25 protein-coding genes are annotated in these 22,775 nt (G+C 70.4%); 11 read left to right on the forward strand and 14 right to left on the reverse strand.

Going from position 1 to position 22,775, the window contains the following annotated elements; translation table 11 throughout:
- Nucleotides 1-98: 98 nt before the first annotated feature.
- The 8 genes from ACIBK4_RS38060 to ACIBK4_RS38095 form a co-directional block, all read right to left on the reverse strand.
- Nucleotides 99-1,118, reverse strand: coding sequence for an asparaginase (locus ACIBK4_RS38060; protein ID WP_399002933.1), 1,020 nt, complete (start codon nucleotides 1,116-1,118; stop codon nucleotides 99-101).
- Between the two features lie 32 nt (nucleotides 1,119-1,150).
- The gene (locus tag ACIBK4_RS38065) at nucleotides 1,151-2,635 is read right to left on the reverse strand and encodes an amino acid permease (RefSeq protein ID WP_399002508.1); all 1,485 of its coding nucleotides are present in this window, start codon (nucleotides 2,633-2,635) and stop codon (nucleotides 1,151-1,153) included.
- On the reverse strand, nucleotides 2,632-3,309 hold the full coding sequence (locus ACIBK4_RS38070) for a FadR/GntR family transcriptional regulator (protein WP_399002935.1): 678 nt from the start codon (nucleotides 3,307-3,309) through the stop codon (nucleotides 2,632-2,634). The genes ACIBK4_RS38065 and ACIBK4_RS38070 overlap by 4 nt, the downstream gene beginning before the upstream one ends.
- Before the next feature lie 182 nt (nucleotides 3,310-3,491).
- The gene (locus tag ACIBK4_RS38075) at nucleotides 3,492-4,328 is read right to left on the reverse strand and encodes an undecaprenyl-diphosphate phosphatase (RefSeq protein WP_033278611.1); all 837 of its coding nucleotides are present in this window, start codon (nucleotides 4,326-4,328) and stop codon (nucleotides 3,492-3,494) included.
- 88 nt (nucleotides 4,329-4,416) lie between these two features.
- Entirely contained in the window at nucleotides 4,417-4,791 is a 375-nt protein-coding gene (crcB, locus tag ACIBK4_RS38080; protein ID WP_399002511.1) for a fluoride efflux transporter CrcB, read from the reverse strand.
- Nucleotides 4,788-5,168, reverse strand: coding sequence for a DUF190 domain-containing protein (locus ACIBK4_RS38085; RefSeq protein ID WP_399002513.1), 381 nt, complete (start codon nucleotides 5,166-5,168; stop codon nucleotides 4,788-4,790). The genes crcB (ACIBK4_RS38080) and ACIBK4_RS38085 overlap by 4 nt, the downstream gene beginning before the upstream one ends.
- Entirely contained in the window at nucleotides 5,165-5,626 is a 462-nt protein-coding gene (gene crcB / locus ACIBK4_RS38090; RefSeq protein WP_399002515.1) for a fluoride efflux transporter CrcB, read from the reverse strand. The genes ACIBK4_RS38085 and crcB (ACIBK4_RS38090) overlap by 4 nt, the downstream gene beginning before the upstream one ends.
- A gap of 165 nt (nucleotides 5,627-5,791) precedes the next feature.
- Nucleotides 5,792-6,766, reverse strand: coding sequence for an SMP-30/gluconolactonase/LRE family protein (locus ACIBK4_RS38095; protein ID WP_399002517.1), 975 nt, complete (start codon nucleotides 6,764-6,766; stop codon nucleotides 5,792-5,794).
- 191 nt (nucleotides 6,767-6,957) lie between these two features.
- On the opposite strand from ACIBK4_RS38095, the gene ACIBK4_RS38100 reads away from it, so the two are divergent.
- A complete protein-coding gene (locus ACIBK4_RS38100; RefSeq protein WP_399002519.1) occupies nucleotides 6,958-7,821 on the forward strand; it encodes a ribonuclease BN in 864 nt (287 codons plus the stop codon).
- 35 nt (nucleotides 7,822-7,856) lie between these two features.
- On the opposite strand, the gene ACIBK4_RS38105 is transcribed toward ACIBK4_RS38100, so the two are convergent.
- Nucleotides 7,857-8,138, reverse strand: a complete 282-nt coding sequence (locus ACIBK4_RS38105) for an ArsR family transcriptional regulator (RefSeq protein WP_399002521.1) — start codon at nucleotides 8,136-8,138, stop codon at nucleotides 7,857-7,859.
- Between the two features lie 308 nt (nucleotides 8,139-8,446).
- Complete coding sequence (locus tag ACIBK4_RS38110; protein ID WP_399002523.1) at nucleotides 8,447-10,468, reverse strand: beta-galactosidase; 2,022 nt, start codon at nucleotides 10,466-10,468, stop codon at nucleotides 8,447-8,449.
- 167 nt (nucleotides 10,469-10,635) lie between these two features.
- On the opposite strand from ACIBK4_RS38110, the gene ACIBK4_RS38115 reads away from it, so the two are divergent.
- A complete protein-coding gene (locus ACIBK4_RS38115; protein ID WP_399002937.1) occupies nucleotides 10,636-11,667 on the forward strand; it encodes a LacI family DNA-binding transcriptional regulator in 1,032 nt (343 codons plus the stop codon).
- A 90-nt stretch (nucleotides 11,668-11,757) separates the two neighbouring features.
- On the opposite strand, the gene ACIBK4_RS38120 is transcribed toward ACIBK4_RS38115, so the two are convergent.
- A complete protein-coding gene (locus tag ACIBK4_RS38120) occupies nucleotides 11,758-13,101 on the reverse strand; it encodes a hypothetical protein (RefSeq protein WP_399002525.1) in 1,344 nt (447 codons plus the stop codon).
- A gap of 150 nt (nucleotides 13,102-13,251) precedes the next feature.
- Nucleotides 13,252-13,881 carry a CGNR zinc finger domain-containing protein gene (locus ACIBK4_RS38125; protein WP_399002527.1) on the reverse strand — a complete coding sequence of 210 codons (630 nt, stop codon included), beginning with the start codon at nucleotides 13,879-13,881 and terminating at the stop codon, nucleotides 13,252-13,254.
- Nucleotides 13,882-14,002: 121 nt separating this feature from the next.
- On the opposite strand from ACIBK4_RS38125, the gene ACIBK4_RS38130 reads away from it, so the two are divergent.
- From ACIBK4_RS38130 to ACIBK4_RS38145, 4 genes are all read left to right on the forward strand, one after another.
- Complete coding sequence (locus tag ACIBK4_RS38130; protein ID WP_399002529.1) at nucleotides 14,003-14,743, forward strand: metallophosphoesterase; 741 nt, start codon at nucleotides 14,003-14,005, stop codon at nucleotides 14,741-14,743.
- Between the two features lie 28 nt (nucleotides 14,744-14,771).
- The gene (locus ACIBK4_RS38135; protein ID WP_399002531.1) at nucleotides 14,772-15,395 is read left to right on the forward strand and encodes a LysE family translocator; all 624 of its coding nucleotides are present in this window, start codon (nucleotides 14,772-14,774) and stop codon (nucleotides 15,393-15,395) included.
- A gap of 109 nt (nucleotides 15,396-15,504) precedes the next feature.
- A complete protein-coding gene (locus tag ACIBK4_RS38140; protein ID WP_327406061.1) occupies nucleotides 15,505-15,855 on the forward strand; it encodes a VOC family protein in 351 nt (116 codons plus the stop codon).
- A gap of 119 nt (nucleotides 15,856-15,974) precedes the next feature.
- Nucleotides 15,975-16,376 (forward strand): MarR family winged helix-turn-helix transcriptional regulator, encoded by a 402-nt coding sequence (locus ACIBK4_RS38145; protein ID WP_399002534.1) that lies wholly within the window; start codon nucleotides 15,975-15,977, stop codon nucleotides 16,374-16,376.
- Between the two features lie 9 nt (nucleotides 16,377-16,385).
- On the opposite strand, the gene pqqB is transcribed toward ACIBK4_RS38145, so the two are convergent.
- Both pqqB and ACIBK4_RS38155 read right to left on the reverse strand, forming a co-directional pair.
- Nucleotides 16,386-17,267 carry a pyrroloquinoline quinone biosynthesis protein PqqB gene (gene pqqB, locus ACIBK4_RS38150; RefSeq protein WP_399002536.1) on the reverse strand — a complete coding sequence of 294 codons (882 nt, stop codon included), beginning with the start codon at nucleotides 17,265-17,267 and terminating at the stop codon, nucleotides 16,386-16,388.
- Nucleotides 17,268-17,436: 169 nt separating this feature from the next.
- Complete coding sequence (locus ACIBK4_RS38155; RefSeq protein ID WP_399002538.1) at nucleotides 17,437-18,285, reverse strand: LysR family transcriptional regulator; 849 nt, start codon at nucleotides 18,283-18,285, stop codon at nucleotides 17,437-17,439.
- 336 nt (nucleotides 18,286-18,621) lie between these two features.
- Between ACIBK4_RS38155 and ACIBK4_RS38160 the strand changes: the two genes are divergently transcribed.
- Genes ACIBK4_RS38160 through ACIBK4_RS38180 form a run of 5 tightly spaced genes read left to right on the forward strand, consistent with a single transcriptional unit; the run spans nucleotide 18,622 to nucleotide 22,763 of the window.
- Nucleotides 18,622-19,359 carry an alpha/beta hydrolase gene (locus ACIBK4_RS38160; RefSeq protein ID WP_399002540.1) on the forward strand — a complete coding sequence of 246 codons (738 nt, stop codon included), beginning with the start codon at nucleotides 18,622-18,624 and terminating at the stop codon, nucleotides 19,357-19,359.
- Nucleotides 19,356-20,201 carry a sulfurtransferase gene (locus tag ACIBK4_RS38165; protein ID WP_399002542.1) on the forward strand — a complete coding sequence of 282 codons (846 nt, stop codon included), beginning with the start codon at nucleotides 19,356-19,358 and terminating at the stop codon, nucleotides 20,199-20,201. The genes ACIBK4_RS38160 and ACIBK4_RS38165 overlap by 4 nt, the downstream gene beginning before the upstream one ends.
- On the forward strand, nucleotides 20,198-21,079 hold the full coding sequence (locus ACIBK4_RS38170; protein WP_399002544.1) for an ABC transporter permease: 882 nt from the start codon (nucleotides 20,198-20,200) through the stop codon (nucleotides 21,077-21,079). Before ACIBK4_RS38165 ends, ACIBK4_RS38170 begins: the two co-directional genes overlap by 4 nt.
- 2 nt (nucleotides 21,080-21,081) lie before the next feature.
- Nucleotides 21,082-21,798, forward strand: a complete 717-nt coding sequence (locus tag ACIBK4_RS38175; protein ID WP_033278595.1) for an ABC transporter ATP-binding protein — start codon at nucleotides 21,082-21,084, stop codon at nucleotides 21,796-21,798.
- Entirely contained in the window at nucleotides 21,795-22,763 is a 969-nt protein-coding gene (locus ACIBK4_RS38180) for an ABC transporter substrate-binding protein (RefSeq protein WP_399002547.1), read from the forward strand. The genes ACIBK4_RS38175 and ACIBK4_RS38180 overlap by 4 nt, the downstream gene beginning before the upstream one ends.
- Nucleotides 22,764-22,775 lie beyond the last annotated feature (12 nt).

Consider the following 22,775-nt stretch of genomic DNA (forward strand, 5'->3'; position numbering starts at 1 on the left):
TGCTTTTTGTTTTTAGGGGCGCGGGGCTGTGTCGATTTGCGGCTCCGCCGCGTGGGCGCGACCAGCCACAACGGACCCGCAGAGACCCCACGACCGAACTACGCACACGCAGACAACGGCGACACCGGGTCCAAAGCCCGCACAGGCCGAACACAACCAACCGGCTCCCCGCCACCAAGCAACGGCTCCCCCGCAAACTCGGCAAGCAGCCCCTCCTCAACCCCGGCCCGCACAAGCGCAGCCGCAGCCACAGGAACCCGCGCCCGATTCGCCCCGTCCGAGACCTTCACGGCAACAGCCCGCCCATCAGGCAACGCGGCAACCTCGACACCCTCGAACCCGTCCTTGGCCAACAACCCAGGCACGGCCCGCATCAACGCCGCCACATCGCGCCCCGCCCCGGACGCCATCTCCGCATAGTCACGCATCGCATCAGCGACACGCGCCTCGGGCGTCCCCGGCGCAGCGGTAGTAATCCGAGCAACAGCCCGGGCAAGCCCATGCAGGGAGATGGAGAACAGAGGAGCCCCGCACCCATCAACGGTCACCCGAGCAATCCGCTGCCCGGTGAGATCCTCGACGATCTCCGCGATGGCCTGCTGCAGCGGATGTTCAGGAGAGAGATAGTCGTCCAGGGACCACCCGTTGAGCTTCGACACGTAGAGCATCGCCGCATGCTTCCCGGAACAGTTCTGCGCAAGCCGCGACGGCGCCCGCCCCTCCCGCACCCAGACATCCCGCACGACCGGATCGAACGGGAGGTCAGGAACGTTGCGCAGATCGGACTCCGTGAGCCCGGCGAGTTCGAGGATGCGCCGCGTCCCGGCGAGGTGCCGCTCCTCGCCGGAGTGACTCGCCGCGGCCAGCGACAGCAGCTCACCGTCGAGCGGCAACCCCGCCCGCACCATGGCAACGGCCTGCACGGGCTTGATCGCCGACCGCGGATAGAACGCCGCCTCGATGTCACCGATCTGAAGCTGGACCTGGCCGTCGGCATCGAGGACGACGACCGAGCCGTAGTGGATGCCCTCGATCATTCCGCCGCGGATCAGGTGGGCGACGGGTGCGTGGAGGGGTTCACGGATGAGGGGTGGGTCCGCGAGGGAACTGCTGAACATCACTGCCTGTCAGGGTCGGGACGACGTGGGTCTCACGCGTCGGGTGCGGTGGAGGACGTGCTGGCCACGCGGCGGCGGACGGCGAACCATCCGGCGACGAGCGCGGCGGCGATCAGCGGCAGGCACAGCACGGTGGTGCGTCCGGCGCCGCCGTCGGCGTACATGAGGACCAGGACGGAGGCGAGGAAGGCCAGCGTCACGAGTTCGGTCCAGGGGGAACCCGGCAACCGGTAGCCGGGGCGGGTCAGTTCGCCCTTCTCGGTCTTCCGCCAGAAGAGGAAGTGACAGAGCATGATCATGCCCCAGGTGGAGAGGATGCCGATCGCCGCGAAGTTGAGGACGATCTCGAACGCGTCCGCCGGGACCACGAAGTTGAGGCCGACGCCGAGGACGCAGATGCCGCTGGTGAGCAGGATCCCGCCGTAGGGGACCTGGCTGCGGCTCATCACCGAGGTGAACTTGGGGGCCGAGCCGGACATCGCCATGGAGCGGAGGATGCGGCCGGTGGAGTAGAGGCCGGAGTTCAGCGAGGACATGGCCGCGGTGAGGACGACGAGGTTCATGACGCCGCCGGCCGCCGGGATACCGATGTTCGACAGCACGGTCACGAAGGGGCTCTGGCCCGCGCTGTACTTGTTCCACGGCAGCAGCATCGACAGCAGGACCACCGAGCCGACGTAGAAGAGGCCGACGCGCCACATGATCGAGTTGATCGCCTTCGGCATGATCTTCTCGGGGTTCTCCGTCTCGCCGGCGGCGACGCCGACCAGCTCGACGGAGGCGTAGGCGAAGACGACACCCTGGATGATCAGGAGCATGGGCAGCAGGCCGTTGGGGAAGATGCCGCCGTTGTCGGTGATCAGGGACGGGCCGGGGGTGTGGCCGTCGACCTGGTGCTGGGTGACCAGCAGGAAGATGCCGATCAGCATGAAGACGACGAGCGCGCTGACCTTGATGATCGCGAACCAGAACTCCAGCTCGCCGAACATCTTCACCGAGATCAGGTTGACCGTGAGGACCACGGCCAGGGCTATCAGCGCGATCACCCACTGGGGGATGTCGGAGAACATGCTCCAGTAGTGGGTGTAGACGGCCACCGCGGTGATGTCGGCGATGCCGGTGGTGGCCCAGTTCAGGAAGTACATCCAGCCCGCTACGTACGCGCCCTTCTCGCCGAGGAATTCCCGGGCGTACGACACGAAGGCGCCGGACGAGGGCCGGTAGAGGACGAGTTCGCCCAGTGCGCGGACGACGAGGAAGGCGAAGAGGCCGCAGACCGCGTACGCGATGAAGAGGGAGGGGCCGGCGTCGGCGAGGCGGCCGCCCGCGCCCAGGAACAGGCCGGTGCCGATCGCGCCGCCGATGGCGATCATGTTGACGTGCCGGGACTTCAGGGACTTGCTGTAGCCGGCGTCTCCGGCGTCGACATGGCCGGATCGTTTCTGCACGCCATCGCGCTGGGACTGCACGCCATCGCGCCGGGACTGCTCGCTGCCGTGCAGGGACTGCTCGCTCACGCCTCGGGTCCGCCTTCCGTGGGGGTGTCCGTGCGCGCGGGGCGCACGATGTCGGTGAGGGTCGTCTCGACCCGGTCGAGGTGGTGGGACATGGCCTCGACGGCGTCCGGCTCGCTGCCGTCGATCAGCGCCTCGACGATCGCCCGGTGCTCGCGGTTGGACTGCTCGCGCCGGCCGCCGAGTTCGTTGAGGAACGCGGACTGGCGGGCCAGTGCGTCGCGGATCTCCTCGATGACCCGGCGGAACACCGGGTTCTGGGCGGCCTCCGCAACCGCGAGGTGGAAGAGCGTGTCCATCGCGACCCACGCGGTGGTGTCCGTCTCCCGTTCCATGCGGTCCAGGAGGTGGGCCAGGTGGTCCAGGTTCTCCGAGGTGCGGCGCAGCGCCGCGTACCCGGCGACCGGGATCTCGACGTGGCGGCGCACTTCCAGCAGGTCACTGGCCGCGTAGTCGCCGAAGGTGGGGTCCTCCACGGCGTTGGCCACCACGAAGGTGCCCTTGCCGGTCTTGGAGACGGTCAGGCCCATGGTCTGCAGGGCCCGCAAGGCCTCGCGGAGCACGGGCCTGCTGATCTCCAGGGTGCGGCACAGCTCCGCCTCGGAGGGCAGCTTGTCCCCGATGGCGTAGTCGCCGCGTTCGATGGCGCCGCGGAGGTGGACGAGCACCGCTTCCATGGCGCTGACGCGCCGCGGCCCGACTCCACCTGTCTGGCTGTCTGACAGGTTCACGGACGTGATCCTGCGGGTGACGGGACAGTGCTGTCAAGCGATCGGAAAAGAAAAATTCAGCGGGCGTGAAGCCTGAAAATCCGGCTTCACGCCCGCTGCGATGATCGTCCGCCCACTGCCGACCGGTGTCAGCTGTTGAGCACACCCGTGCCGAGCAGCCCGAACAGCAGAAGGCCGATGATGATCCGGTAGATCACGAACGCGTTGAAGGAGTGCTTCGCGACGAACTTCAGCAGCCAGGCGATGGAGGCGTAGGCCACCACGAAGGACACGATCGTGCCGACGGCCAGCGGGGCGGCGCCCACGCCCGCGCCCAGGGCGTCCTTCAGCTCGTAGATGCCGGCGCCGGTCAGCGCCGGGATGCCGAGGAAGAAGGACAGCCGGGTCGCGGCGACGCGGTCCAGGTCGAGGATGAGACCGGTGGACATGGTGGCGCCGGAGCGCGAGAAGCCGGGGAAGAGCAGCGCCAGGATCTGTGAACTGCCCACCAGCATCGCGTCCTTGAAGGTGGTGTCGTCCTCACCGCGCTTGTGCCGGCCCATCTGGTCGGCGCACCACATGACACCACTGCCGACGATCAGCGAGGCGGCGACCACCCACAGCGAGCCGAGCGGCCCGTCGATGAGCGGCTTCGCGGCGAGGCCCACGATCACGATCGGGATCGTCGCGTAGATCACCCACCAGGCGAACTTGTAGTCGTGGTGATAGCGCTCCTCGCGATTGCGCAGGCCACGGCCCCACGCGGTCACGATCCGCACGATGTCCTTGAAGAAGTACAGGAGCACGGCGGCGATGGCGCCGACCTGGATGACGGCCGAGAACGCGACGACGGAATCGTCGTCCACGGGGATCTTCATCAGCCCCTCGACGATCTTCAGATGGCCGGTCGAGGAGACCGGAAGGAACTCGGTCACCCCCTCGACGACTCCGAGGACGGCGGCCTGACCGACGCTGATGACGCTCATGAGATCCAGTTCTTGGGAGTTGGTCGACAGTGCTGTAGACAATAGCGCCGGGGGCGGTCCAACCCGGGCGCGGGATCCGCCCGATCTCTTACGCCCACAGGGCCTGCGCGATCGACACCCCGGCAAATGCCGCACCGAGGCCCGCCGTCACGCTGCCGACGACATTGGCGGCAGCGTAGAGCCCCGCGCCCGTCTCGGTCAGCCGCAGTGTCTCGTACGAGAAGGTCGAGTACGTCGTCAGGGCCCCGCACAGGCCTGTCCCGACGAGGAGTTGGAGCTGCGAACCCGCCGCGCCGGCGGACACCGCACCGGTCAGCACACCGAGAATCAGACAGCCGGTGACGTTCACCGCGAAGGTGCCCCAGGGAAAAACGGAGTCGTGTCTCATCTGCACAACACGGTCGGTGAGATAGCGGAGCGGGGCACCGACCATGGCGCCCGCGACGACCAACACCCAGTTCACAACGACCTCTTACCCTTCGCGCCCGTTTCGCCGGGCCCGTCCGCGCGGCCCACGTACCGGATGACCTCGCAGTCGTCCAGGATCACGAGTCCCTCGGTGACCAGTTCGTCGAGCTGCGGCAGAAAGGCCCGTACGAGTTCCTCGGTGTCCACGATCACGATCGCCACCGGCAGGTCCTCGCTCAGCGACAGCAGCCGTGTGGTGTGGATCAGGGAGGAGGCGCCGAAGCCCTCGATGCCCCGGAAAACGCTGGCACCGGCAAGACCGGCGGCGTGCGCCCGGTGGACGATCTCCGTGTAGAGGGGCTTGTGGTGCCAGGTGTCGTTCTCGCCGATGAAGATCGTCACCCGCAGGGCACTGCCGGTCAGCCTGGTCATCGCTGCCTCCGCTTCAGGACACGCCGGGCCGCCGTCACTCCGAGCCAGACCGCCGCGAGGGCCGCGAGCAGGGTCGCGGCGAGATAGGCCAGCGCGGTGCGGGCATGGCCCGCGTCGACCAGTTTCTGGATGTCGACGGCGTACGTGGAGAAGGTCGTGAACCCGCCGAGCACCCCGGTACCGAAGAACGGCCGCACCAGCCGGTGCGCGGCCCACACCTCGGTGATGACGACCATGAACACGCCTATCACGGCGCACCCGACGACATTGATCCCGAAGGTGGCCCACGGGAAGCCACCGCTCTGCGCGGGCCACCACAGCGAGGCCGCGTACCGCGCTACGGCCCCGATCGCGCCGCCGACCGCGACCACCGCGACGACGGGTCCCTGACCGCGCCAGACGGACGGGCGCGGGACCTCGGTCCGGGCACGCAGGCTCTCGGCTTCGGGAGCTGTCATGGGCCGTACGTCTCCTACTCGTCGGGGGCCCTGGGGGCGCACGCCACTACAAGTAGGGACCGTTGGCGGCACCTCTGCCGCGGTTCGGGTACGGCGGGCCCCACCGCCGCGCCGCGAGAGCTGATCACGGCCGGGCATCAGGGTAACGCCGGGGACTCGCCGGGGTCACTTCGGGACGGGCGGCTCGCACAACGCGATCCCGCGCTCCCACACACTGCCCAGCACCAGGTGCCCGGCGGCCTCGCACACGCTGGTGGCCATCCGGTACGACGAGCCGCGCGCGGCGAGGTGATGGACGACGGTTCCGTCGTCGTCGAACGCCATGGCTCCGATCGTGCCGGTGGGGCGGAAGGGCATGTGCACGGCGACACGGGCCGCGGCCTGCCGTACGGCGGGTGGGGCCTGGTGGAGGAGTTCGAGCGGCGCGACGCGCGGGCCCGCCAGCGCCACCCAGATCGGCCCGTCCGGGCCGGCGCGCCAGAGGTTGTCGGGCATTCCGGGGAGGTCCTCGACGAAGGGCTCACTCCGGCCCGCCTTCGGTCCGGTGAGCCAGTAGCGGGTCAGACGGCGGACGCCGGTTTCCACGACGACCAGAAAGGACTCGTCGGCGCTCGGGGCGAGCCCGTTGGCGAACTGGAGTCCGTCCAGGAGGACTTCGGGGCTGTCGGCGCCGGGTGCGAGGCGCAACAGCCGTCCCGTGCCGGTGTGTTCGACGATGTCGCCGATCCACCGCTCGATCGGGTAACGGAGGCTGAAGACGGTGAAGTACACACTGCCGTCCGACAGCGCGACCACGTTGCTGCCGCCCCGCAGCGGCTCACCCGCCACCGAGTCGGCGAGGACGCGTACGGTTCCGTCCGTCAAGTCGACGCGCAGCAGCCCCCGTTCCGCGTCGCACACCAACAGGCCGTCGTCCGGGAGGAGTTCGAGGCCGAGCGGCCTGCCGCCGGTGTCGGCGAGGGTCTCCACCCGGACCGCCTCGGGGTCGAGCAGTCCGTCGAGGCGGAGGATGCGGCCGTCCTCGACGCCGGTCAGCACCCGGCCGCGGGCGTCGGCGACCACGTCCTCCGGGCCGCTGCCGCCGATCGCGATGTAACGACGGGCGAGCAGGGCGTCGGGACGGTCATCGGGTCGGTCCATGAAAGCCTCCACGGTTCGAGCAGGCGCGCGTACGCTTGCTCTTCTTCCCGGTCATCTGCTGCGCATCCCGGTCGTCGCGGCACCCGGCCACGTTTGCCGAGCGTATTGCTGGTGACCCGATTCCCGCTGCCGGTCGGCGAGAAGGGGGCCCTCATGTCACGGTCGGCCACCCACCGTGCGGGACGTCCGCGGTGAGACGCGTGCGCGCGGTGTGGCAAGGGCTGGGGCTCGCCGAACTCAACCGGCGCGGGCGGGAGTTGGAGCTGCTGCACCGGGCCATGGGGTTCGCGACACTCGCCCTGGTCACCCTCGCGCCCCTGCTGATCGTGGTCGCCGCGGCCGATCCGCTCGGGCACGGCGGGTTCGCGCTGTGGCTCGTGGACGGCATGGATCTGTCCGGCCGGTCCGCCCGCGCGCTCACGGATGTCTTCACCCCGCCCCGCAAGGTCATCGGCACCACGAGTGCGTGGAGCGTGGCGCTGCTCGCACTGTTCGGCCTGTCCTTCGCGTCGAGTGTGCAGAGCGGTTACGAGCACGTGTGGCTTCCGACCGGCGCCCCCTGGCACCGCATCTGGCGTCAACTCGTCTGGCTGGTCATGCTGATGGGCTACCTGTACGCGCAGGTGCAGACCCGCAACGTCCTGGAGGGCACACCGCGCATCCTGCTCAGCATGGCGGCCGGCCTGTTGTTCTTCTGGTGGGGCCCGCACTTCCTGCTCAATCACCGCGTGCCCTGGCGCTATCTCCTCCCGGGCGCCCTCGCCACGATGGCGGGCCTGGTCGGCCTGCGCTGGTTCTCGTACCTGGTGTTCACCCCGCTCCTGGTCACCAACGCGGTCAGCTACGGCCCGGTCGGCACAGTCCTGGTCGTGGAGTCCTGGCTGGTCGGCGTGGGCTTCGTGCTCTACGGCGGCGCGCTGGTGGGCAGGCTGCTGTGCGAGCGGTTCGGAGACCCGGACGCGGCGGCGTTCCGCACGGAACCGGAAGCGCCACAGGACCCGGTGACCACCGAACCGGAGGAACCGCCGACGCGCTCCGAGCAGGACAAGGTGTGAGACCCCGCTCGCCGGAGACCACCGGAAAGGCAGGGCTACCAGCCCTTCTCGAACATCCGGGCCACCTCGGCGATACGGACCTCGTCGCGCCGGTAGTAGGTGCGCAGCCGGACCCGCCGAGCACGCAACAGCCCCAGGGACACAAGGAGTTCGAGGTGCGTGTCGGCGACCTGGCGGGACACGCCCAGCTTGGCCGCCACCGCCTCCGAGGTGATTCCGGCCTCGGGGACGTACCGATGGCCCGGGAAGTGGGTGGCCGGATCTCTCAGCCACTCCAGGATGTCCAACCGTCGCTGGCCTGTCGGAGTCCTCAGCATGGCGTGACCCTCCGTTCTGCGCGCCGCTTGCCGCGTCCTCCCACTCTCCCGCAGCACGGTCCGCCACGTCCCGGACTCGGTGGCCCTTGTCCGGGACCGAACGGTCCTGTTCGAGGGGGCCGAACGGCCCTGGGGCGTGGGGCGACGGGCGAGGCACGATCGCACCGCTGGGACGGAACACCGGCTCCCGGGACCGGTGTTGACCGAACCACACCGCCGTAGCCGAACAGAACCGCACGCGCGGCAGGCGACGAAGGAGATCCCCTCCACCCGCGGCTCACGGCTCGCGCGGGCGGAGGGGGGTCGGGTCAGCCGTCGAGTCGCACGACCCGCACGGCTCCGGCGGGGACCGCGAGGCCGCCCGCGGCACGTTCGCCGGTCAGCAACTCCGTCCCGTCGGCGCCGAGTTGCACCTTGACGTCCGAGGCGCTGTGGTTGATCGCGAAGAGGAAACTGCCGAACTCGCCTTCCCTGCGCACGACTTCGACGTCGTACGGCAGGTCGGCGCGCGGGGTGATCCGGGCGTCCTCGGTCGCCCAGCCGAGCAGGGCGTCCAGGCCGTGGGCGTCGAGGCGGGTCGACACGTACCAGGCGGTGCCCTCGCCGAGGCGGTGCCGGGTGACGGCCGTGTGGTCGGCAGTGAGGCCCTCGGCGTACGTCCACACGGTCTCGGCGCCGTCCGGGACGACGAACTCGGTCCAGACGTCGCCGGTGAGTTCGGAGCCGTCGGGTCCGGTGATGCGCACCCGCTGGTCGGCCAGGAGCGGCGAGAACTCCTCGACGGTCAGGCCGAGTACGTCCCGCAGCGCGCCGGGGTAAGGGCCCTCGTGGACGGCGTCGTGCTCGTCGACGATGCCGGAGAAGTACGAGACGACGAGGGTGCCGCCGTTCTCGACGTACTGCTTCAGGTTGCGGCCGGCCGCCTCCGTCATCAGATACAGCGCCGGTACGACGACAAGGGGATAGGCCGACAAGTCGGCTTCCGGATGAGCGAAGTCGACCGTCAAGTGGCGGTCGTACAGGGCCTCGTAGAACGCGTCGGCGCGCTCGCGGGCGTCGTGGTCCTCACTCGGGCGCCACGCCAGTTTCTGCGCCCACCACGAGTGCCAGTCCCATACGACGGCCACGTCGGCCTGCGTGCGGGTGCCGCGTATTTCGCCCAACTCCTCGACGGACGCGCCGAGTTCGACGACCTCGCGCCAGACCCGGGTCTCGGTGCCGCCGTGCGGGAGCATCGCGGAGTGGAACTTCTCGGCGCCGCGCCGGGACTGGCGCCACTGGAAGAACATCGCGCCGTCCGAGCCGCGCGCCACGTGGGAGAGGGCGTTGCGGGCCATCTGGCCGGGGGCCTTGGCGGGGTTGCGGGGCTGCCAGTTGACACCCGAGGTGGAGTGTTCGAGGAGCAGCCAGGGGGCGCCGCCCGCGACGGAGCGGGTGAGGTCGGCGGCCATCGCGAGGTTGACGTGGGTGCGGCGGCCGTCGGTGATGAGGTAGTGGTCGTTGGTGACGAGGTCGACCTCGCGGCCCCAGGCCCAGTAGTCGACGGACTCGCACTGGCTGAGGGCGGCCATGAAGTTGGTGGTCACCGGGATGCCGGGCGAGAGGCGGTGGAGGATGTCCCGTTCCGCGACGAAGTTCTCGCGCATCGTGGCGTCGGCGAACCGCGTGTAGTCCAGCGCCTGGGCCGGGTTGACGGCGGTCGGGGTGAGGCGCGGCGGGTTGATCTGGCTGAGGTCTCCGTAGCGCTGGCCCCAAAAGGCCGTTCCCCAGGCCTCGTTGACGCCGTCGACGGTCTGGTATGTCGTGGTCAGCCAGCGGCGGAAGTGGGCGGCGCAGGAGTCGCAGTAGCAGGCGGAGACGGGGACGCCGTACTCGTTGAAGACGTGCCACAGCGCGAGGGCGGGGTGGTCGCCGTAGCGCTCGGCGAGCTGGGTGGTGATGTTCGCGGCGGCGGCGCGGTAGTCGGCGTTGCTGTGGCAGATCGCGCCGCGGGAGCCGAACTCGTAGCGGGTGCCGTCGGCGGTGACGGGCAGGGCCTCGGGGTGGGCGCGGTAGAACCAGGCGGGCGGCGAGACGGTGGGCGTGCCGAGATCGACGCGGATGCCGTTCTCGTGCAGCAGGCCGATGATCCGGTCCAGCCAGCCGAAGTCGTACACACCCTGCTCGGGTTCCAGCAGCGCCCAGGAGAAGATCCCGACGCTCACCATGGTGACGCCGGCCTCGCGCATCAGCCGGACGTCCTCCTGCCAGACGCTCTCCGGCCACTGCTCGGGGTTGTAGTCCCCACCGAAGGCGAGCCTGGTGAGGCCCGCAGGGGTGGTCTCCGGCATGGATCTCTCCCGTAGTCGATCATTTGGGAACGTGCACACAGCACGCCCTAGGGCGCCGCCCCAACATAACCGCATGCCCATGACCGGTGACAAGTGTCCTTGATGTTTCTCTGCTGTGAACGCTCCCAGCACGGTGCTTCTGGCTGCGGGCCCGGGAGCCGTAGAGTCTGACCATGAGCAATACGGGGGGTCGGCGCAGACCACCGACGATCCATGACGTGGCACGCGAGGCGGGCGTCTCCCGGGGCACGGTGTCGCGCGTTCTCAACGGCGGGCACTATGTGAGCCCGGCCGCGCAGGAGGCCGTCAACGCGGCCATTCGCAAGACGGGTTACGTCGTGAACCGGCACGCCCGTTCGCTGATTACCGGGCGTTCGGACTCGGTCGGCTTCCTGCTGACGGAGCCGCAGGAGAAGTTCTTCGAGGACCCGAACTTCAACATCCTGCTGCGCGGTTGCACCCAGGCGCTGGCCGCGCACGACATCCCGCTGCTGCTGATGCTGGCCGGCACCGAGGACGAGCGGCGGCGCATCACGCGGTACATCACCTCCGGGCACGTCGACGGGGTGCTGCTGGTCTCCAGTCACTCCGGGAACCCGGTGGCGGAGGAGCTGAGCGAGGCGGGCGTACCGCTGGTCGCGTGCGGCAAGCCGATCGGGCTCGGGTCCAAGGTGAGTTATGTCGCCGCCGACGACCGGGACGGCGCCCGTGACATGACCCGGCATCTGCTCTCCCTCGGCCGCCGCCGCATCGGCACGGTCACCGGTCCGCTGGACACGCCCGGCGGTGTCGAGCGGCTCGCCGGTTACAAGGAGGTGCTCGCGGAGTCGGACATCGAGGTGGACGACGACCTCATCGTCTCCGGTGACTACAGCCGGCTCAGCGGCGAGCGGGGCGCCGAGCGGCTGCTCGCCCAAGTCCCGGACCTGGACGCCGTGTTCGTCGCCTCGGACCTGATGGCTCGGGGCGTGCTGACCACGCTGGAGCGGGCCGGGCGTCGCGTGCCGGAGGACGTGGCGGTCGGCGGGTTCGACGACTCCCCCGCCGCGTTGGCGTCCAGCCCCGAACTCACCACGATGCGGCAGCCGTTCGACCGGATCAGCGCGGAGATGGTGCGGGTGCTGCTGGCCCAGATCGGGGGCGAGGACACGGCGGCGGTGATACTGCCGACGGAGCTGGTGAAGCGGGAGTCGACGTGAACGGGCGTTTTCTCGCCGGGAGTTGAGTAACAGCTCGGTGGGCGCCGGGAGTTGAGGGGGCGAGCTGCGGGCTCGCCCCCAACATCACTGTCAGGTGGACGGGTTGACGATCACCTCGGCCGTGTTGTTCTCGGTGTTCGTGTCGAAGGCGAGGGGCGTGCCGTTGTAGGCGTGGGTCGTGACGTGGCCCGTCGCGTCGGGGACGACCTGGACGATGCGGAGCTGGAACGGGAAACTGACGTCCAGGCCGGGCTTGGCCCAGGTCGGCAGGGTGCAGGCGTAGTGGGCGATGGACGAGTCGTCGCCGGGCGTATGGGCCCCTTGGCAGGTCTTGGGCACGGAGGTGGCGACCGTGCCCTCCGGTGCGTAGAAGTCGATCGTGGTGATCGGGTCGCCTGCGCTGACGTCGCCGGCCCAGGCGGGCCCGTGGTTGACGAAGCGGAAGCCGGAGGTGACGGTGTCGCCGGCCGCGCCGCTCGCCGAGGTGCCGTAGACGGCGAAGTCGGCGGTGTTGTCGGCGTTGATGTGCCAGGCGCCGCCGTTGTCCGAGGTGTCGAGGTCGGGGGTGTCGCCGAGGGGCTCGACGTCGTAGTCGAACCGGTCGTACAACGCGCGTTCGGTGACGGCGAGTTGCAGCGGCTCCGGCAGGTCGACGGTGGCGCCGGGGGCGATGTCGGTGTCGAAGGAACAGGTCACCACCGTCGTGCCGGTGCCGTCGACGTCCGGCCCGGTGTAGGCGCACTGCGGGTAGCGGGTGGTGACGTCGAGACCGTACGTCGCCCACAGGCTCAGGCTGAAGCCGTGGGCGGTCTCGTTGCCGGTGTTGGTGATCGAGCGCAGCGCGGTGAGGCTGGTGCCGGGCTCGACGCCGGAGACGTCCTTCGGGGTGCTGATGGCGAGGTCCGCGCCGGAGGCGACGGTGACGGTCGTCTGCGCGGAGCCCTCCTGGGCGACGAGCGTGCCGTCGGGTCCGCCGGTGGCCTCGGCGGAGTACGCGATCACGCCCTGCGCTCCCACGGCGGCGCCGGCGACGGCCCGCGTCTTCAGCTGCACCTGCGCGCTGTAGCGGGTCGGCACGTCCCCGGTGTCGCACACGGCGACGGTGCCGGCGTCGTTCGGGGTGCAGTTGTCGGGCCAGGCCACCTCGGCGACCCCGGCGAGTCCGGAGGCGTCGACGGTCAGCCGGCCGTCGGTCACGGTGAAGGTGTCGTTGTAGTGGTAGATGCCGACCGACAGCGGCCGGTACTGCGCCGCGCCGCCGTCCGGGGCGACGGTGACCGCCTGGTCGCTCGGCGCGTGCATCCACAGGTAGTCGGTCTGCGACGCGTCGTCGCCGAAGGCGGCTCCGCTCCCGAGACCGGCGACGAGCAACGCCCCCACGGCTCCGGCACAGGCCCCGCGACGCAGCACGCGTCCGACGGAGACAGAACTCATGACATCCCCCAGCTGGGCAGAAGAAAGCCCGGCAAGTGACGTGCACCGGGCGGGAGTTGGACGGGGTGCCGGGGCGGATGGTTGTAGGTGGGGAGCGTGGGGCGGGAGGTTCTTACCGTTTTCTTGATCGGCGGGGTCGGTGTCCGGCGATCAGGACGGGGCCGGACCGCCATCGGCCGCCGCGCGCTGACGGCTGTAGTGGCGAGCCGCTCGGGCACGGTTTCCGCATGACGGCTTGCACCACTCCTGCCGCCCATGGCTCTTGACGAAATAGCGCACGCAGCGGGGCGCGGTGCACGAGCGCAGCAGTGGGCGCTGCGGACCGCTGAGGAAGTCGATGGCGGCTCGGGCCAGGGCCGCGACGAGCCGGATGTGCGGGTCGCTCTCCTCCGACATCAGCCGGGCGACGGGGACTCCGTCGGCGGGCCAGTCGAGCTGCGGGGTGACCGGCTCCCGCGCGGCGGCCGTGTTGAGGCGGGTCATGGCCTCATCGGCGGTCATCAGGCGATGGGCGTCCGCCGGGCTGGGGGGAGCGGGGCTGACCGCGCGGGCGAACAGTGCTCGGACCGCCTGGCGCAGCTCGATGATCGCGAGCCGGAGGTCTTCGTCCACCGCGAGGCCCTCGGCGAGTTCCCCGGCCGGAACGGAGCCGATCAGCAGGTCCCGCCGCTCCTGGATCCAGCGCGTCGTTCCCTGGACGGTGGCCAGGTCGTCGGCGACGCCGCCGTCCCCGTCGTGACGGATCGTGCTCGCCAGTTCCAATGCCGGCCAGCGCTCCACAGGGCATCCCCTTCCATCCCGTATCCGGTCGTCGACCACTTGATCACATCCCTGTGCACACCCTAAAGTCCCTAACGGAAAATGAAAAACTTCCGTTAGAAGTGCTGGAGGGGATCCCGGAATGACACTGCTCGCGCAGATCAGCGACCTGCACCTGGACGGGAGTGAGAGGGCGACCCGGCGTGCCACTCGCGTCATGGACTACCTGCGAGCCCTGCCCCACCCGGTCGACGCGCTCCTGGTCACCGGGGACATCGCCGATCACGGCGCGGAGGCCGAGTACGAGGAGGCGGCCGAGATCCTGACCGCCCCGTTTCCCGTCCTCACCTGCCCCGGCAACCACGACGCGCGACCGGCCTACCGCAAAGCCCTGCTCGGCGAGGCGCCCGACGACGGCCCCGTCAACCAGGCCCACCACATCACCGGCACCACCGTCCTGATGTGCGACTCCACCATCCCCGGCCGCGACGAGGGACGCCTCGACGCCCACACCCTCGACTGGATCGACACCACGCTCACCGCGCTGCCGCGGGACACCCCGGCGCTGATCGCCTTCCACCAGCCGCCGGTCCAACTGCACCACCCGCTGCCCGACTCCGGCATGCTCGAAAACCCCGGACAGCTGGCCGGCCTGCTCGAAGCGCACCCGCAGGTCGCCGCCGTCCTCACCGGCCACGCCCACACCGCGGCCGCCTCGACGTTCGCCGCGCGTCCACTGATCGTCGGACCGGCCGTCACCTGGACCCTGCGCATGCCCTGGGAGGGCGATCGGCCCGCGGACCGCGACCAGCCGCCCGGCCTCGCCTTCCACGTCCTGGACGACGACCGGCGCCTGACCACCCACTACCGCGTCGTGCTCTGAACCCCCGCTCGCGTGATCCGGAGGCATCGTGGTCCATCCGTACGCCGTCGCCGGGTTCCTGGTGGCGATCCTTCCGCTGATCGCCACCCCCGGGGCCAGCCTGACCCTGCTGATCCAACACGTCACCGACGGCGGCCGGCGTCGGGCCCTTCCCGTCATCCTGGGCACGGTCACCGGCCTGTACGTCCACGCCACACTCGCCATCGCCGGTCTCTCGGCCCTGGTCATGCACTCCAGCGTGGCCTTCAGCGTCGTCAAGTTCGTCGGTGCCGCCTACCTCGTCGGCCTGGGCATCTGGACCTGGCGTTCCGCCGCACCGAGCACGGTCCCGGCCCCGAACCGCCAACGCCCGCCGAGGCGTTCGGACTCCGTCTACGTACAAGCGTTGCTCGCCAACGTCCTCAACCCGAAGGCGGCGGCCATCTACTTGACCCTGGTCCCCCAGTTCATCGCGCCCCGTCAGTCCTTCGGCGGCCAGATCCTCACGCTGGCCACCGCTCAGGCGCTGCTGATCGTGCTCTGGCTCGCCGCCTGGACCGTCCTGATCCGGCGCGCCGCTCACGTCCTGCGGAATTCCCGGTTCAAGTACAGGGCCGCCAGGACCACCTCCGTGGTGCTCCTCGCCCTCGGCATCCGCAGCGCCGCGACGTAGGCCCGTCGGTGCCATCCGGTCAGGATTGAAGAAGCCCTCACGCCTCCCCCGCCCTAGCCTGAATTCACCGGCGAAATCCGTCGGACCACGCTTCACGGAGGAGCTCGTCATGACCGACGGACTGAACACGATCATCTACCCCGTCAAGGACCTGGACGGCGCGAAGGCCCTGTTCGGCGCGCTGCTCGGGGTCGAGCCGTACGCGGACGAGCCGTACTACGTCGGGTACAAGGCCGCCGGGCAGGACGTCGGTCTCGACCCGAACGGGCACGCCAAGGGCATGACCGGACCGGTCCCGTACTGGACCGTGGACGACATCCGGACCCGGCTCGCGGCGATGGTGGAGGCGGGCGCGGAGCTGGTCCAGGACGTCCAGGACGTCGGCGGCGGCAAGCTCATCGCGTTCGTGAAGGACGCGGACGGCAACTTCGTCGGGCTCACCCAGAATCCGGCCGCGTGACACCGGACCCGACACCAGACCCGACACCGGGCCCGATACCGGAGCGGGGCCCGGCCGGTTACTTGCACGCGCACTAGTTGCGTACTCAATAATTGGCCGGATCGGTGTACCGTGCGGGTATGGCAGTGAAGTCGGCCGGTGCCCGGCAGCTTGAGGAACAGTGGCGGGACATCCTGTCCGTGCACGCGCGCACGATGTGCGAGATCGACCGTGTACTGCACCCGCACGGCCTGGGCGCGAGCGACTTCGAGGTGCTCGACATGCTCGCGGCCGAGGCGCCCGAGGAGGGCGACCAGTGCCGGGTGCAGAACCTGGTCGGCCGGGTCCATCTCAGCCAGAGCGCCCTCTCCCGTCTCATCGGGCGGCTGGAGAAGGACGGCCTCGTGGAACGCTCCGTGTGCGTCGAGGACCGACGCGGAGTGTGGGTCACGCTCACACGCAAGGGCCGTGACCTGCACGCGGAGGCGCTCCCGCTCCAACGGGGCGTCCTGGCACGGATGTTGGACGACACCGACAGCTGACGGCCCGCCTCACACCACGAACTCGGCCCCGTCCATGAGCACTTCGCCCCCCGCTCCACTCACCTGCGCCCGCGCCGCCGAGGCCGCGTCGAGCAACGGGTTCGTGTGGTCGAGGTGGGTGTAGATCCGGCGGACCCCGGGGTGACGGGCGAGCGCGGCGAGGCTGCCGTGCGGGCCGGAGACGGGCAGGTGTCCCCTGGTCGGACGGCCGGTGCCGGCGCGTTTCGTCGTCGTACGCGCCCCGTCGGCGGTGAAGTACGTGCCGTCCAGCACCGCGCAGTCCGCCGTCGTCAGCAGTTCGTCGAGGCTGTCCGTCCAGGCGGTGACGCGGGGTGCGTAGACGAGTGCCCCGCCGGTCGCCAGGTCCTCGATGCGGTACGCCGTCGCCCAGCGGTCGTCCGACGGGCGCGGCGGCAGGTACGTCGGGGGCTCGGCGCCCATCGGATGGGCCGTGACGACGAGCCCGCCGGCCAGGACGAACCCGTCCTCGGCGAGGCTGTCGAACCACTCCCAGGGTGCGTAGCGATCCAGGACGGTCCGGGCCGGGGTGAGCGCGACGAGGACGGGTCGCGGGGCGTAGACCTTGAGGCCCGTCGCCCCGCGGAGCGTGGCCAGACCCGTGACGTGGTCGGCCTCGGCGTCGGTGAGGAGCACGCCGCGCACCGGAGTGTCGCGTGGTCCCGGCCAGAGGGCGGGCGTGGCGGTGAGCTGGGTGCGGATGTCGGGTGAGGCGTTGAGCAGCCACCAGTCGCGCGCGTTGCCGGTGACGGCCACGCACTCCTGCGTGCGCGAGGGCAGTTTCCCGTCGCGGGCGGCGGCGCACAGCGCGCAGGCGCAGTTCCACCGCGGGAAACCGCCCCCGGCGGCGGTACCGAGCAGGACGACCCTCACGACGATCGCGCCCCCTTGCGGACTCGAAGAACTCGCGGACTCGCCCCACGCGCGGGCTCACCAAACGTGCGGACTCACCGCATCTCCCCGAGGGATCTTTCCTCCAAAACCGTCCGGACTACCGCACCACAGGGGGCAGTTCCGGCCGATCTCCGTCCGCGCCCCCGCCTCAGCGCAACAGATCCCGTACGGCCGCGAAGGCCGCGTCGACCGTCGCCGGGTCGGCGCCCGGGCGGGCCAGCGCGCTCATCGGGATCGGAGTGACGGAGGGCAACCCGTCGTAGGGAGTCAGCCCGTCCGGAGCCGACCCGACCGCCGCGAGCAGCGCCACGCCCTGTCCGGTGCGGGCGATGTCGAGCACGCCCGCGAGATACCCGGCGTCGCCGACGACCGCCGCCGGCACCCCGTGCGCGGCGAGCGTCGAGATCGCCCGGCGGCGGATGGCGCACGGGTCCTCGATGGCGACCAGTGGGACGGGCGCGGGCGCGGCCGGTGGCTGCCAGCCGGGCGTCGCGTGCCAGGTGAGCGGGAGGCCGCCGACCGGTGTGCCCTCGGTGGCGGCGGCCTCGGTGACGTACACCGCGACATCGACGCTCCCGCGTTCCACGGCCTCGACGAGGCGGGCCGAGCGGTCGATGCGGAAGCGGACCCGGCAGCCGGGCCGCACCTCCTGGACGGCCGCGGTCAGCCGTGGCAGGAACTGGTCGGCCGCGTGTTCGGTGGAGCCGATCGTGACCGTGTCGCCGTCCACGTCGAGCAATGTGCGTACGGCCTCGTCGTGCACGGCGAGGATGCGGCGGGCCTGTTCCAGGAGCAGCCGCCCCTGGGGCGTGAACCGGGTGCCCCGCCCCTCGCGCTCGACGATCGGCAGGCCCAGCGTCTTCTCCAGCCTGCGCACATGCTGGCTGACCGCGGACTGGCTCAGGGCGAGGGCCCGCGCCGCGCGATGGAAGCCGCCGCAGTCGGCGATCGCGGTCAGGCTGCGCAGGGCCACGATGTCGAGGACAGGTTGGGGCATGCCGGTGACGGTAGTCGTTCCGTGCATCGATCGCGATAACTGATCGATTTCGATGCGGAATCATCGTTGGACGCGATCGGTCGCGGCCGGTCATGATGGGCGCATGCTGCACACGACCGCTTTCGCTGCCCTTCTGACGCAGCGCCGAGTCATCGACTTCGGCGTGGCGTGCAGCGCGCGCTGTCGTTGACCCACCGCCTCTCCGCGGCACCCCTCCCGAGTTCTCGCTGATCACGTCCGCCCTGCGCACTGACACGTGACGGCTGCTCCGGCCTGCTCACTTCTCCCCCACTCTCGATTCCCCTCCCCTTTCCCCTCGTTGGGAGCTGTCACCCCATGCCCTCTTCCTCCGTCTCGTCCTGGGACGAACCCGAAGGCCTCGCCGCGCGCGGCACGTTGATCGTGCTGGCCGGGCGGGGCGAACACGGCGGTGTCTACGAGCGGTTCGGCCGCCGGCTCGGCTTCGACGCCTACCGCGTCCGCGCCCTCGGCGACCCGACCACCGACCCCGCCGTCCTGGAGCAGGCCGCCAAGCTGCTCGCCGACGAGTCGCTGCCCGGCCCGAAGGTCCTGGTCGGTTCCGACACGGGCGCGCTCCACGCCCTTCGGCTCGCCGCCGAGCAGACCGCGGGCGTCGACGCGCTGATCCTGGCCGGGCTGCCCACCGGCGCCTGGACGGCGGGCAGTTGGGAGGAGGAGGCCGCCGCCCGCACCACCTGCCCGACCCACCAGGGACGCCTCACCAACGACCCCGACTTCCGCCGGGGCGCCATCGACGCCACCCCCGACCTGCCCGCACCGCGCCTGGACCTGGTGCACGTGCCGGTCCTGGCGCTGCACGGCAAGGAGGACACGATCAGCCCGCTCGACCGGGCACTGAGCGTCTACGACGGTCACCCGGGCGTCCACACCGTCGTCTTCCACGGCGGCCGGCACGACGTCCTCAACGACGCCCTGCACCGCACCGCCGCCGCGACGGTCGTCCTGTTCCTCGAACGGCTCCGGCTGGCACCCGAGGCTCCGGGGACCTCCGAAGTCCGTGAACTGCCGCTGATCGCCGCGGAGTTGACATGACCGGCCGCGTGACGACCACGGTCGCCGAACTGACCGAACTCCTCGGCTCCGAGCAACCGCCCGTCCTCCTCGACGTCCGCTGGGCCCTCGGCGATCCCCACGGCCGCGACCACTACGCCGAGGGTCACATCCCCGGCGCGGTCTACGTCGACCTGGACACGGAGCTGGCCGCACCGGCGAGCCCAGAAGGCGGCCGGCATCCGCTCCCCGACTTCGCCGAACTCCAGGAATCCGCCCGCCGTTGGGGCATCGGCGACGGCCGCCCCGTCGTCGTCTACGACGACCTGGGCAACACGGCCGCCGCCCGCGCCTGGTGGCTGCTGCGCTACGCGGGCGTCACCGAAGTGACCCTGCTGGACGGGGCGTTGGGCGCCTGGCGCACGGCGGGGCTGCCGCTGGAGTCCGGGACTCCCGCCGATCCGACACCCGGTGACGTCGTACTCCGCCCGGGTGCGCTGCCGACCACCGATGCCGACGGAGCCGCCGAACTCGCCGTGTCCGGGCTGCTGTTGGACGCCCGCGCCGGTGAGCGTTACCGGGGCGAGGTCGAGCCCGTGGACCCGCGTGCCGGGCACATCCCGGGAGCCGTGTCCGCGCCGACCGGGGAGAACCTGGCGGCGGACGGGACCTTCCTGGCACCGGAGTTGCTGCGCAAGCGGTTCGAGGAGCGCGGGGCCGACACAGCGGAGCGTATCGGCGTCTACTGCGGCTCCGGGGTCACCGCCGCCCATCAGATCGCGGCGCTGGAGATCGCCGGGTTCGAGGCGACGCTGTTCCCCGGCTCCTGGTCCGCCTGGTCCGCCGACCCCGCGCGCCCGGCATCGACGGGAGACCGGCCATGACGACGAAGCCCCTGAACGCGGCGGTTCTCCCCGCCCAGCCGGCGCCCGCGGACACCCCTCAGCCGGCCGCGCGGGTCACCATCCGGGGCACGGCGAAGACCTCCCGTCGCTTCACCGTGCCCCGTTCGGTGCGGCGGGCCGCCGGACCGGTCGGCCTCGTCCTGCTGTGGTTCCTGACCTCCGCCACCGGGGTGCTCCCCGAGTCCGTGCTGGCCTCCCCCATCGACGTCATCCGGCAGGCGGTGGACCTGACGAAGGACGGCGAACTCCCGCACGCCATCGCCGCGTCGGGCCGCCGTGCCGCCATCGGCTTCCTGATCGGCGCGACCGTCGCGCTGGTCCTGTCGCTGCTGGCCGGGCTGTTCCGGCTCGGCGAGGACGTCATCGACTCCTCGATGGGCATGTTCCGGGCGATTCCCTGGGTGGGTCTGATCCCGCTGTTCATCGTCTGGTTCGGCATCGAGGAGACCCCGAAGATCGCCCTGGTCGCACTCGGGGTGACGTATCCGCTGTACTTCAACATCTACGGCGGTATCCGCTCTACCGACGCCCAACTCGTCGAGGCCGCACGGATGATGGGGCTCGGCCGGTTCGGGCTGATCAAGTACGTGATCCTGCCGAGCGCGCTGCCCGGGGCACTCGTGGGCCTGCGGTACGCGCTGTCCACCGCGTGGCTGGCGCTGGTCTTCGCCGAGCAGGTCAACGCGGACGCCGGGCTCGGCTATCTGATGAGCAACGCCCAGCAGTACTTCCGTACGGACGTCATCGTGCTGTGCCTGGTCGTGTACGCGCTGCTCGGGCTGGCCTGCGACTTCGCCGTACGGATCCTGTCGCGCCGGCTGCTGACCTGGCGGGCCAACTTCGAGGGTGAGGCGTAGAGATGGCCAACTCCGTTGAGATACGCGGGCTTTCGCGGGCCTTCGACGGCAACACCGTGCTGCACGACCTCGATCTGGACATCCGCGAGGGCGAGTTCGTGGCCCTGCTCGGGCACAGCGGCTGCGGCAAGTCGACGCTGCTGCGGATCCTCGCCGGGCTGGACGACGAGATCGGCGGCGAGGTGACCGTGCCCGCGCGGCGCAGCGCGGCCTTCCAATCGCCGCGGCTGCTCCCGTGGTTGAAGGTGTGGCGCAATGTCGTGCTCGGGCTGCCCGGGCGTCCGGACCGGGCGCTCGCGCTCAAGGCGCTCGACGAGGTCGGTATCGCGGAGCGCGCGACCGTCTGGCCCAAGACGCTGTCCGGCGGCCAGGCCCAGCGGGTCTCGCTGGCCCGTGCTCTCGTCCGTGAGCCCGAACTCCTGTTGCTGGACGAGCCGTTCGGCGCGCTGGACGCGCTGACCCGGGGCAAGGTGCAGGCGCTCGTCGCCGAGCTGTGGCGGCTGCACGGGTGCGCGATCCTCCTGGTCACCCATGACGTGGAGGAGGCGCTGCTGCTCGCCGACCGGGTCCTGGTGATGGACGAGGGCCGTATCGCCCACGAGGTGACCGTCGACCTGCCCCGCCCGCGTGATCTGACCGCCCCCGAGTTCGTGACCCTGCGCGCCCGCCTCCTGAACTGGCTCGGCGTGACCCGCACTTTGGAAGGAACCCCCTCGTGATCCGCAGAATCGCCGCCGCCACCCTGAGCACGACCGCCCTGCTGGCGCTGAGCGCCTGCGGTGCCGACTCCTCGGCGGACACCTCCGCCGGCGGGCAGGTCACCCTCACCATCGGCGACCAGGCCAAGACGCTCCAGACGATCATCGCCGCGTCGGACGCGCTCAAGGGCGCCAAGTACAAGGTGAAGTGGGCCGAGTTCCAGGGTGCGGCCCCGCTCTACCAGGCCGTGCAGGCGGACGCCGCCGACACCGGGTACTCCGCCGACCTGCCCGCGCTCCAGGCGCTCAGCGGCGGCGTCAAGATCAAGAACGTCGCCGCCCTCAAGAACGACGGCACGCACGTCGGGATCGTCGTCCGCAAGGACTCCGGCATCGACAGCGTGAAGGACCTCAAGGGCCAGAAGGTCGTGGTGTCCTCCGCGAAGGGCAGCATCTCGGAGTATCTGCTCGCCAACGTCCTCAAGCAGAACGGGCTCAACTACAAGGACGTCAAGGTGCAGTACCTGCTGCCGACCGACGCGCAGGCCGCCTTCGCCTCCGGGAAGGTCAAGATCTGGGCGACGTTCGGCGTCTACCAGGCCGTCGGCCTGGAGCAGGGCGGCAAGCTCCTCGTCGACGGCGCGGACGGCCGGGTCAGCGGCTACGGCTTCATCAACGCCTCCGAGAAGACCCTCGCCAACTCGGCCAAGAAAACGGCCCTTTCGGACTTCCTCCAGCGTCTGAGCACGGCGCTGAAGTGGACCAGCACCCACCAGGACGCGTACGCGAAGGCCATCGAGCAGCGCAACGGTGCCGACGCCACGGTCGCCAAGACGCTCGCCTCGGCCGCCTACAGCCAGGTGCTGCCGATCACGTCGGACGTCAACACGACCGTCCAGCAGGTCGCCGACCTCATGAACAGCATCGGGGTCCTCGACCCGAACGTCGACGTGGCCAAGTCCGCCGACACCTCCCTGCTCAAGTGACCTTTCCTGCTT

Source organism: Streptomyces sp. NPDC050528 (genome assembly GCF_044457795.1).
In the GTDB taxonomy this organism is placed as follows: Bacteria; Actinomycetota; Actinomycetes; order Streptomycetales; family Streptomycetaceae; genus Streptomyces.